Source organism: Actinoplanes sp. NPDC020271 (assembly GCF_044388125.1).
GTDB lineage: Bacteria > Actinomycetota > Actinomycetes > Mycobacteriales > Micromonosporaceae > Actinoplanes.
In genome coordinates this window covers 96,150-107,162 of record NZ_JBIRWQ010000033.1, presented here as the reverse complement: position 1 = coordinate 107,162, position 11,013 = coordinate 96,150, and the positions used below count along the sequence as shown (strand labels likewise).

At 68.1% G+C, this 11,013-nt stretch carries 8 protein-coding genes and 1 riboswitch; of the genes, 5 read left to right on the top strand and 3 right to left on the bottom strand.

Features of this window, described 5'->3' with window-relative positions:
• Positions 1-179: 179 nt before the first annotated feature.
• A riboswitch (ZMP/ZTP riboswitch) is annotated at positions 180-270 on the top strand.
• Positions 271-290: 20 nt separating this feature from the next.
• Positions 291-1,730, top strand: a complete 1,440-nt coding sequence (locus tag ACH442_RS42295) for a glycine hydroxymethyltransferase (protein ID WP_396343792.1) — start codon at positions 291-293, stop codon at positions 1,728-1,730.
• Positions 1,731-1,928: 198 nt separating this feature from the next.
• On the opposite strand, the gene ACH442_RS42290 is transcribed toward ACH442_RS42295, so the two are convergent.
• Positions 1,929-2,432 carry a metallophosphoesterase family protein gene (locus ACH442_RS42290; RefSeq protein WP_396343791.1) on the bottom strand — a complete coding sequence of 168 codons (504 nt, stop codon included), beginning with the start codon at positions 2,430-2,432 and terminating at the stop codon, positions 1,929-1,931.
• A gap of 389 nt (positions 2,433-2,821) precedes the next feature.
• On the opposite strand from ACH442_RS42290, the gene ACH442_RS42285 reads away from it, so the two are divergent.
• Positions 2,822-4,978 (top strand): discoidin domain-containing protein, encoded by a 2,157-nt coding sequence (locus tag ACH442_RS42285; protein WP_396343790.1) that lies wholly within the window; start codon positions 2,822-2,824, stop codon positions 4,976-4,978.
• Between the two features lie 53 nt (positions 4,979-5,031).
• Here the strand turns inward: ACH442_RS42285 and ACH442_RS42280 are convergent, their stop codons facing one another.
• Positions 5,032-6,546, bottom strand: coding sequence for a hypothetical protein (locus ACH442_RS42280; RefSeq protein WP_396343789.1), 1,515 nt, complete (start codon positions 6,544-6,546; stop codon positions 5,032-5,034).
• Positions 6,547-6,898: 352 nt separating this feature from the next.
• Here ACH442_RS42280 and ACH442_RS42275 point away from each other — a divergent pair, with 352 nt between their 5' ends.
• From ACH442_RS42275 to ACH442_RS42265, 3 genes are read left to right on the top strand one after another with little or no spacing between them, the layout of a single operon-like run.
• Positions 6,899-7,921: a sugar ABC transporter substrate-binding protein gene (locus ACH442_RS42275; RefSeq protein ID WP_396343788.1), complete on the top strand. Its 1,023-nt coding sequence runs from the start codon at positions 6,899-6,901 to the stop codon at positions 7,919-7,921.
• A gap of 3 nt (positions 7,922-7,924) precedes the next feature.
• A complete protein-coding gene (locus ACH442_RS42270) occupies positions 7,925-8,938 on the top strand; it encodes an ABC transporter permease (protein ID WP_396343787.1) in 1,014 nt (337 codons plus the stop codon).
• Complete coding sequence (locus ACH442_RS42265; protein WP_396343786.1) at positions 8,935-9,717, top strand: ATP-binding cassette domain-containing protein; 783 nt, start codon at positions 8,935-8,937, stop codon at positions 9,715-9,717. Before ACH442_RS42270 ends, ACH442_RS42265 begins: the two co-directional genes overlap by 4 nt.
• 22 nt (positions 9,718-9,739) lie before the next feature.
• On the opposite strand, the gene ACH442_RS42260 is transcribed toward ACH442_RS42265, so the two are convergent.
• Entirely contained in the window at positions 9,740-10,882 is a 1,143-nt protein-coding gene (locus tag ACH442_RS42260) for a hypothetical protein (RefSeq protein WP_396343785.1), read from the bottom strand.
• Positions 10,883-11,013 lie beyond the last annotated feature (131 nt).

Below are 11,013 nucleotides of genomic sequence, written 5' to 3'. Positions count from 1 at the left end.
TGGTACTGCACTCGGGAGGGTGTGGGAGAGTAGGACGCCGCCGGACTCAACTTCGAGAAACGCCCACCCGGGTAACGGGTGGGCGTTTCTTTTTGTCTGAAATTCGGGGCCAATCGAGTGACGGTGGCCCCTGAGGCCGGCAACGAGTGTGACCGTCGCGTCCGAGGTCGGTATGCTGGGCGGCGGGCCGTGACTGGCGCGTTCGGATGGTTGACCATCGGGGAGCGGCCTCGTCGAGACGACGACATGCCGTGCGCCTGGGCCTCTTCACTACGTGATAGGGAGGTCCCATGTCTGAAGCTAACTCTGTTGAGCTGAATGCTGAATCCGTAGCTTTCCGTTCCGCCCTCGAGGTGGTCCGGTCCGTCGAGCCACGCATCGCCGACGCGATCACGAAGGAGCTGACGGACCAGCGGGAGTCGCTGAAGCTGATCGCCAGCGAGAACTACGCGTCGCCGGCCGTCCTGCTCGCCATGGGTAACTGGCTCTCTGACAAGTATGCTGAGGGCACCATCGGGCGCCGCTTCTACGCCGGCTGCCAGAACGTGGACACCGTCGAGTCGGTCGCCGTCGAGCACGCGAAGGCGCTGTTCGGCGCGCCGTATGCGTATGTGCAGCCGCACTCCGGCATCGACGCGAACCTGGTCGCCTACTGGGCCATCCTCGCCGACCGCGTCGAGGTGCCGTATCTGAAGAAGTTCGAGAAGCGGCAGATCAACGACCTGACCGACGCCGAGTGGGCCGAGCTGCGGCAGGCGTTCGGCAACCAGCGGCTGCTCGGCATGTCGCTGGACGCGGGCGGTCACCTCACCCACGGTTTCCGGCCGAACATCTCCGGAAAGATGTTCGACCAGCGGTCGTACGGGGTGGACCCGGCCACCGGGCAGATCGACTACAAGGCGCTGCTGGAGTCGGCCAAGGAGTTCAAGCCTGCGGTGATCGTGGGCGGCTACTCGGCGTACCCGCGGAAGGTCAATTTCGCGAAGATGCGCGAGATTGCCGATGAGGTGGGCGCGACCTTCATGGTCGACATGGCGCACTTCGCGGGTCTGGTCGCCGGTGGGGTCTTCACCGGGGACTACAACCCGATCCCGCACGCGCACATCGTCACCACCACCACGCACAAGAGCCTGCGTGGCCCGCGTGGTGGCGCCGTGTTCTGCCAGCCGGAGCTGTCGTCGCAGGTCGACCGCGGCTGCCCGATGGTGCTCGGTGGCCCGCTGCCGCACGTGATGGCGGCGAAGGCGATCGCGTTCGCGGAGGCGCGCCGGCCGGAGTTCGCGACGTACGCGCAGCAGATCGTCACCAACAGCCAGGCGCTGGCCGAGGGTCTGCTCAAGCGTGGGGTGCAGCTGGTTTCCGGTGGCACCGACAACCACCTGGTGCTGCTCGACGTGCACCCGTTCGGGCTGACCGGTCGTCAGGCCGAGCAGGCGCTGCTGGACAGTGGCATCGTCACCAACCGCAACGCGATCCCCTCCGACCCGAACGGTGCCTGGTACACGTCCGGCATCCGGGTCGGCACCCCGGCCCTGACCAGTCGTGGCCTCGGCGCCGCGGAGATGGACCAGATCGCCGAGCTGATCCACACGGTGCTCGCCGGCACCACTCCCGATCCGTCGTCGAAGGCGAAGTTCACGCTGGACGCGGGGCTGTCGGACCGGATCTCGAAGCAGGCGTCGGAGCTGCTCGCGCCGTTCCCGCTCTACCCGTCGGTCAGCCTCGGCTGATCCCCGTCACGCGCAACCGCCCCCGTGGGAGTCATCCTCGGGGGCGGTTTGCTGTGGGCTGAAGACCGCGGCACTCCGCTGTCCGTTGCGAAGCCGCTGCGGCGCGCGGTCGCTGCGGCGCTCGCCCCGCCCGGCCGGCTCCCAGGGTTGTTTCGGTCCTCTCGAAGGACTGCTGATGCCCATCCGGGCCGGCTGGGGTCATCCGCGGGATGAGAGGCGGTGGAGGGTGACCTCGGTCAGCCGGCCGGCGGTGACCTCGGCGGTCATGTAGGTGGCGTAGGGCTGGCGGCGCCGGTCGGTCGGTGATCCCGGGTTGAGCAGCCGCAGTCCGGTCTCGGCGGTGGTGTCCCACGGGATGTGGGAGTGGCCGAAGACCAGGACGTCCACGTCGGGGAAACGTGCGGAGCACCGTTTGTCGCGCCCGTCGGCGGAGCCGGTCTCGTGGACGATCGCGAAGCGCACACCTTCCAGCTCGACCCGGGCGATCTCGGGGAGGCGTTTACGTAGGTCACCGAAGTCGTTGTTGCCGTAGCAGCCGGCCAGGCGAGTCGCGCGTTCCTCGATTCGGTCGAGCAGGCTCACGTCCACCCAGTCGCCGGCGTGCAGGACGACGTCGGCCTCGTCGATGGCGGACCAGACCTCGGCCGGTAGATCGCGGGCGCGCTTCGGCACGTGGGTGTCGCTGATCAAGGTCAGTCGCATGGGTTCATCCTGCCGCTTGCCGACCGCGTGACCGGGAGGTGTGGCGGGGACCCGCCGACCGTTGTTCCGGTGGGAGCGAGACCATCGACTGGGATGAACATCCACATTCGTACTATATAAGTGTTTTCGCAAGGCTCGGCGGAACCGGTTTCGGAAGAGCTGTTATCGACGTTCGTGAAACACGTCATGACGATTGTTAAGAACGCATTGAGCTGCGCTTATGTCGCGGACGGCGGCGCGTGCGGGGTGAATCGAGGGTCACCCGGTACCGGTACCGGAACCTCGCAACATCCTGGACATCGATTGGTAACGACTCTTAGCGTCGTGGCACCGGGTGAGCGCTCTCCCAGTCCTGGTTCCCCCTCCCGTCCTCCCCCTAGGAGACCCCCATGAGACGCTCCCGCTGGCGGAGCAGCGCGATAGTCGGCCTCACGGCCGCAGTCGTCGCCGGTTACGCCGCCGTCACCATCTCCGGCGCGTCCGCCGCCGAGTCGCTGCTGTCCCAGGGCAAGCCCGCCACCGCGTCCTCCACCGAGGCGGCCGGCGCCTACCTCGCCTCGGAGGCCGTCGACGGCAATCTCGGCACGCGCTGGTCGTCCGCCTTCTCCGACCCGCAGTGGCTGCAGGTCGACCTGGGCAGCACCAGCACGATCTCCCGGGTCGAGCTGAACTGGGAGACCGCGGCCGCGAAGGCGTTCCAGATCCAGGTCTCGGACAACGCCTCCACGTGGACGTCGATCTACTCGACCACGACGTCGGCCGGCGGCAACCAGAGCCTGACCGTCACCGGCTCGGGCCGGTACGTCCGGATGTACGGCACTCAGCGCACCACCGCCTACGGCTACTCGCTCTACGAGTTCAAGGTCTACGGCGGCGGGACGACCACCACCATCCCGGGTGGGGGCAGCCTCGGCGCGAACGTGACCGTCTTCGACCCGAGCATGTCGAGCGCGTCGATCCAGGCCACGGCCGACGCGATCTTCAAGCAGCAGGAGACGAACCAGTTCGGCACCCAGCGCAACCTGATCGCGTTCAAGCCGGGCACCTACAACGGCCTGAACATCCAGGTCGGGTTCAACACCTCGGTGATCGGTCTCGGTCAGAACCCGCAGGACGTGCGGATCAACGGCGACATCACGGTCGACGCCGGCTGGTTCCAGGGCAACGCGACCCAGAACTTCTGGCGGTCGGTCGAGAACATCTCGCTCTACCCGGTCTCCGGCGCCGACCGCTGGGCCGTGTCGCAGGCCGCGCCGTTCCGCCGGATGGACGTGCACGGCGACCTGAACCTCGCGCCGAACGGCTACGGCTGGGCGTCCGGCGGCTACATCGCCGACTCGCGGATCAGTGGCTCCGAGGGCCAGTACTCGCAGCAGCAGTGGTTCACCCGGAACAGCCAGATCGGCTCCAACACCAACGCGGTCTGGAACCAGACGTTCGTGGGTGTGCAGGGTGCCCCGGCGAACAGCTTCCCGAACCCGCCGTACACCACGATCGGGCAGACCCCGGTGATCCGGGAGAAGCCGTACCTGTACCTCAACGGCAGCGACTACGCGGTCTTCGTGCCGAACCTGTCGACCAACTCGTCCGGTGTGAGCTGGGCGAACGGCAACACGCCTGGCACCAGCATCCCGCTGAGCCAGTTCTACGTGGCCAAGCCCGGTGACAGCGCGGCGACGATCAACCAGGCGCTTGCCCAGGGCCTCAACCTGATCTTCCAGCCGGGCGTCTACCACGTGAACCAGACGATCAACGTGACCCGGGCGAACACCGTGGTCATGGGCCTCGGCTACGCGACGATCATCCCGGACAACGGCGTCACGCCGCTGCAGACCGCCGACGTGGACGGCATCAAAATCGCCGGCCTGCTCTTCGACGCGGGCACCACCAACTCGGCGAACCTGCTGGTCATCGGCCCGACCGGGGCGTCGGCCAACCACGCCGCGAACCCGACCACGATCCAGGACGTGTTCTTCCGGATCGGCGGCTCCATCGCCGGCAAGGCCACCAACAGCCTGCTGGTGAACAGCAACAACACGATCATCGACCACATCTGGGCGTGGCGGGCCGACCACGGCAACGCCGGCACGTACGGCTGGACCGTCAACACGGCCGACAGCGGACTGATCGTGAACGGTCAGAACGTGACCGCGTACGGCCTGTTCGTCGAGCACTACCAGAAGTACGAGGTGATCTGGAACGGCAACGGCGGCCGCACGTACTTCCTGCAGAACGAGCAGCCGTACGACCCGCCGTCGCAGTCCGCGTGGCGCAGTGGGGCCAACGGGTACGCCGCGTACAAGGTGGCCGACTCGGTGACCAGCCACGAGGCGTGGGGCCTGGGCAGCTACTGCTACTTCAACGTGGACCCGAGCATCCACTCCAACAACGGTTTCGAGGTGCCGGTGAACTCCGGCGTCAAGCTGCACGACCTGCTCACCGTGTCGCTCGGTGGCAACGGCGTGATCGACCACGTCGTCAACAACACCGGGGCGGCGGCCCAGGGGACGGCGACCGTGCCGTCGTACCTGGTCAGCTTCCCGTAAGCAGGGCGGCACCGGCGGCGTGGGACCAGGCCCGGTCCCACGCCGCCGGCGTGTCAGGTGACCCGGAAGGTGGTGGCGACCGGTGCGCCGTCCGGAGACTTCACGCTGAGCTGGTAGGCGGCGATCTTCTTGCCGGCCTCCGGGAAGACCCAGCCGTACGGCAGGCTCTTGTCACCGATCCAGATGCCGGACACTCGCCCGCTGGTGCTGACCGTCAGGATGCGGCCGGACGGGTGCCGGAACGTCAGGTTGGCGTCGCCGACCTTGCCGGAGACCAGCTTCCAGGCCGGGTCGAGGTGCCAGTTCTGCGACCACTCCGGCACGTCGCCGAACGCGTCGGTCACGGCCAGGGCCGGGCGCTTCTGGTCGACCATGATCCGGCGGCGGTGCAGCGGGCCGTACACGTCGTCGGTCACCGCGAGGTTGTGCCGGGTCTTGCCGAACTCGGTGTCGATCGTGCTGGTGCGGCCGCCCTTGATGTGCGGGTCCGGCGGCGAGGCGACGTTCTGGCTGGACGGCTCGCGGCGGTAGTTGCAGAGCGGATCCGTGGTGTCGTAGCCGTAGCGGCCGAGCCCGACCAGCACTCGCGTGCCCGCGGCCGACCAGGTGAGGCCACCGGCCCGGTCCTCCTGGCCGTGCGCCCGGCGGTCCGGCCCGTAACGAACGGTGTAGAAGGTCGCGTCCGGATCGGTCCAGCTGGTGCGGCCGATCACCCAGCCGGTCTCGTCGTCCCGGAGCACCTGGGGGTCCTTCGGGCGCCCCGGCCGGCCCTTGAGCAGATCGGAGTCACCGACCTGCACGATCTTGCCGTCCGGCTCGGTCAGGTACTTCCAGACGCGATCCGCGTTCCGGGCCCTCTGCTGGATCTGCGCACCCTGATCGGCGTACCCCGGTAGCTCGGTCAGGATGTCCCCGGCGGTGCGCCAGAGGGACACGTTGACGTTCTGATACGACGACGACTGTTCGAACGTGACGCCCTTCGCCGAGAAGGCTTTCGGGGCCTCGGCCACGATCCGGTCGGCCGCGAAGCTGACCCACTCGGGCTTCTTCAGGATCTTGCCGGCGTTGATCATGTGGATGTTCGCCATCAGGCCGTGGTTGTGAACCGGCAACCGGGGCGGTCCGGCGTAGCGCTTCCCGGTCAGGACGGCGACGTCAGCGGTCATGCCCGGGATCAGCGCCGCCGAGTGGGTGAGCGCATAGAGGCAGTTCTCCGTCTGCAGGCGGCGCAGCGCGGTGCCCTCGTCCCAACCGGCCGAGTTGTCGCCCGGGTCCGGATTCGTGATGTGGAAGGTCACGGCCTGCCGGATCAGCGCGGTGAGCGAGGTGAACTGCCCGTCCTGGCCGGCGCGATAGGCCAGCGGGGCCACCCAGCGCAAACCCTGGAAGTTGAGCAGCCAGGCGGGGTCGGTGACCGGTGGCCGTCGCCAGGTCTCACCGGTGATCTCGCCGACGGTCATGGACGGCGCAGGCGGCAGGGTGACCTGGATCGGCCGGCCGTCGGGGACCCTCTCGTCGCCCGGCTTGTCGCACAGATTCTTGACGACGGGGTCTTCGGTGACCCTCACGGGCAGGGCCCGGACGACCGGCGACGGCACGAAGACCGGTTCGGCCTCGGCTCTCGTCAGCGGAACCGAAATGAATATGGCAGCGCACAGCACAGCGATCCCGGCTGCGAGCAGCCCGGTCCACCGCAATTTCGTCCCCGTGCGCGCCCCGATGTGCCGGCGCAACGAAATCTCCCCGTGATTTCCCGATGTGCGGCTGATCGTATTGATGATCTTGTCGTTATGGCCTCCCCCTTTCGGGCCAATGTGGTCGGTTGCGTGCCGTGATCATTGCGAAACCTTGTGTTGACATGGGTGAAGTTGGAGGCGTCTACTCCAAGACAACGGCGTCCCTCGATGTGGCGGAGGCGGCATGCGCAGGCTGACAGCGGTCGCGAGCTGCATGACGCTGGTGCTGGCCGGCTCCGCCTGTACGCGGGGCAACGGTGAGCCGGTGGCCGGACTGATCACCAAGACCGACACCAATCCGTTCTTCGTGACGATGAAGCACGGCGCGCAGAAGGCCGCCGAGGAACAGGGCATCGACCTGCAGACGTTCGCCGGCAAAGTGGACGGCGACAACGAGGCCCAGGTCCAGGCGATCGAGAACCTCATCTCGTTCGGCGCCAAGGGTTTCCTGATCACGCCGAACGACTCGAAGGCGATCGTGCCGTCGCTGGACCGCGCCCACAAAGCCGGCATGCTGGTGATCGCGCTCGACACGCCCGTGGATCCGCCGGACGCCGCCGACGCCACCTTCGCCACCGACAACTACCAGGCCGGAAAGCTGATCGGCGAGTGGGCGAAGGTGAAGTTCGCCAAGGACGGCAAACAGGCCAGGATCGCGATGCTCGACCTCAACCCGAACCAGGTGTCCGTGGACGTGAAGCGGGACCAGGGCTTCCTCGAGGGGTTCGGGATCCCGAACGGCGACCCCAACCGCATCGGCGACGAGAACGACCCGCGCATCGCCGGGCACGACGTCACCGACGGCAACGAGGAGGGCGGGCGCACCGCGATGGAGAACCTGCTCCAGAAGGATCCGTCGATCAACCTGGTCTACACGATCAACGAGCCCGCGGCGGCCGGCGCCTACCAGGCGTTGAAAGCGGCAGGGCGAGACAAGGACGTCACGATCGTCTCGATCGACGGCGGGTGCCCGGGCGTGGACAACGTGGCGAACGGGGTCATCGGGGCCACCTCGATGCAGTTTCCGATCAAGATGGCCGAGCTCGGTGTCGAGGCGATCGCCGAGTACGCCAAGAACGGCACGAAACCGCAGAACACCGCCGGCAAGGATTTCGTCGACACCGGCGTCCAGCTGATCACCGACGACCCGCAGGCCGGCGTGGAGGCGAAGGACTCCGCGTGGGGCAAGCAGAACTGCTGGGGGTAAGGCATGGCCACGACGGCGACCGATTTCGACGTACGACGACACGACTCTTTCGGCCTGCGACTGCAGCACACCCTGCACGGCAACCCGGTCCTCGGGCCGCTGGCCGTGCTGATCCTGGCGATCGTCGCCTTCTCGATCGTCAACACCCGCTTCTTCGCCGCGGCCAACCTGTCGCTGGTGCTCGTCCAGGTGACCGTGATCGCCACGCTCGCGCTCGGGCAGACGCTGATCATCCTGACCGCTGGGATCGACCTGTCGGCCGGTGCGATCGCGGTCTTCTCCTCGGTGCTGATGGCGCAGTTCTGCGTCAAGGCCGGGCTGCCCGCGGTGCTCGCACTGCTGCTCGGGCTGGCCTGCGGGACGGCGATGGGCGCGATCAACGGAGTGCTCGTCACGAAGATCAAGCTGCCGCCGTTCATCGTCACGCTCGGCACGCTGACCATCTTCTTCTCACTGAACTCCGTGGTCAGCAACAGCGAGACGGTACGTGGATCGGACATGCCGCACCTGATGACGTGGACCGGGGACGCCATGTCGATCGGGAGCTTCCAGTTGACGTACGGCTCAATCTTGATGCTCTTGCTCTTCGGGTTCTTCTATTACGCCCTGGGCCGGACCGCGTGGGGGCGCCACGTCTACGCCACCGGGGACGACGCGGAGGCGGCGCGACTGGCCGGGATCCGGACGAGTCGGGTGTTGTTCTCGGTCTACACGGTGGCCGGGCTGCTCTACGCGATCGGCGGCTGGATCCTGATCGGACGGCTCGCCTCGGCCAGCCCGAACGTCGGCACGGAGTACAACCTGGACTCGATCACCGCCGTGGTGCTCGGCGGGACCAGCCTCTTCGGCGGACGCGGTGGGGTGATCGGGACGCTGATCGGCGCGCTGATCGTCGGCGTCTTCCGCAACGGGCTGCAGTTGGCCGGCGTCGAGGTGGTCTGGCAGGGCTTCGCGATCGGCCTGCTGGTGTTGATCGCGGTCTCGCTGGACCAGTGGATCAGGAAGGTCAAGTCGTGACCCAGCCGGTTCTAGAGGCAAAAGGGCTTGTCAAGCGGTACGGGCGGGTGGTCGCGATCGACGGCAGCGACCTCGAACTGCTGCCGGGCGAGATCCTCGCCGTGATCGGCGACAACGGTGCCGGCAAGTCGAGCCTGATCAAGGCCCTGTCCGGCGCCCTGATCCCGGACAGCGGCGAGATCCGGCTCGACGGCGTCCCGGTGCAGTTCCGCAATCCGATGGAGGCCCGTGCGGCCGGGATCGAGACCGTCTACCAGACCCTCGCCGTCGCGCCCGGCCTGGACATCGCCGACAACCTGTTCCTCGGCCGGGAGGAACGTCGGCCCGGCCCGCTGGGATCGATCTTCCGGATGCTGGACCGCAAGCACATGCGGGACGAGGCCGCCCGGCACATGAGCGAGCTCGGCGTCGCCACCCTGCAGAACATCGGGCAGGCCGTCGAGTCGCTCTCCGGTGGACAGCGGCAGGCCGTCGCGGTGGCACGGGCCGCGGCGTTCGGCAGCAAGGTGGTGATCCTCGACGAACCGACCGCGGCGCTCGGCGTGAAGGAGGGCAACCGGGTGCTGCAGCTGATCCGCGACGTCCGGGACCGGGGGTTGCCGGTGATCCTGATCAGTCACAACATGCCGCACGTGTTCGAGGTGGCGGACCGGATCCACATTCAGCGGCTGGGCCGGCGGATTGCGGTGATCAACCCGTCGTCGCACTCGATGTCGGACGCCGTAGCCATCATGACCGGCGCCGCCCCGCCGCCGTCCACAGCTCTATCCACAGGCTGAGGGGAGTTATCCACAGGCTGTGTCAGTCGAAGGTGGCGATGCGGTGGTGGGGGGCGCCGCCGATCATGGTGAAGTCGCCGCCGACCGCGATCACGCCCAGGGCGCGGCTGACCGTGATCGCACGGACGCCGTGGATGCCGTTGGCCTGGGGGGCCCAGTCGGTCAGGTCGCCGTCGGCGTCGATCGCGGCGAGCTTGATCCGGGACTGGGAGTCGTCGGCGCAGTCGCCGAAGCTGTCGATGTCGGCGCTGGTGCAGGCGCGGTCGAAGTGCCCACCGACGTACGCCGTGCCGTCCAGCGCGCCGACCGCCTGGACGTCCCCGTCGAACGTGTGTGACCAGCGCAGCTCTCCGTCGGTGGTCCACGACTGGGCGTGGCCACCGAGACCACCCAGGCCCGCGTAGACGCCGGTGGTGTCGGCGGCCACCGCGTAGACGGCCGCGGCCGGGTTCGGGAGGAAGGTTCGGTCCAGTTCGCCGCTGCCGGCGTCGACCGCGGTCAGGCGACGGGTGGAGCGGACGTTGTTCGTACGGTGGAAGCTTCCGCCCAGGTAGATGCGGTCACCCGCGGTGGCCAGCGCGTACACCGGCGCGTCGGCGGTCGGCGTCCAGTCCGGGTCGAGATCGCCGTCGTCGATCGTGAAAGCGGCCAGCCGGGAACGGGTCTCGCCGTCCACCTCGGTGAAGTCCCCGGCGGCGTAGAGGCGGCCGTGCGTGACGGCCAGCGCGCGGGGAGTGCCCTGCACCTCGTGCTCGAACTGGCCCACCTCGCCGGTGTCGCCGTCGACCTCGGCCACCGCGTCCCGCTCCTGGCCGGAGACGGTGCTGAAGTCGCCGGCCGCGAAGACTGCGTCGCCGCTGACGGCGAGGGCGCGTACCGTCCGGTCGGCGGTCGGCTTCCAGTCCAGCAGCTCACCGGTGCCGGCGTCGAAGGCGGCCAGCCGGGACCGGGCGACCCGGTGCCCGTGCGTGATCGCCGCCGTGAAGTCCCCGCCGACGTAGACCGTGTCGTCCCGGAACGCGACGGCATGGACCGAGCCGTTGAACGCCGGCAGGTCGCCGTGCGCCGACGAACCGGCCGAGGCGTGGGCGGGGGAACAGCTCAGCACGCTCACGGCCGCGATGACCACGGTCAGGGCGAACCGCAGCCGAGGTGAGATACGCATGCCGGGTCAAACGGTGTGGCCTGTGCCGGGGATGCGGTGAAACTCTCAGCCCGTACCGCCGGGCGTCGATCAGTCCCGCATGGGGTTGCGCCGGTCTCGTCGGCGGACAGGCGCTCGGACCAGCCGGCGTC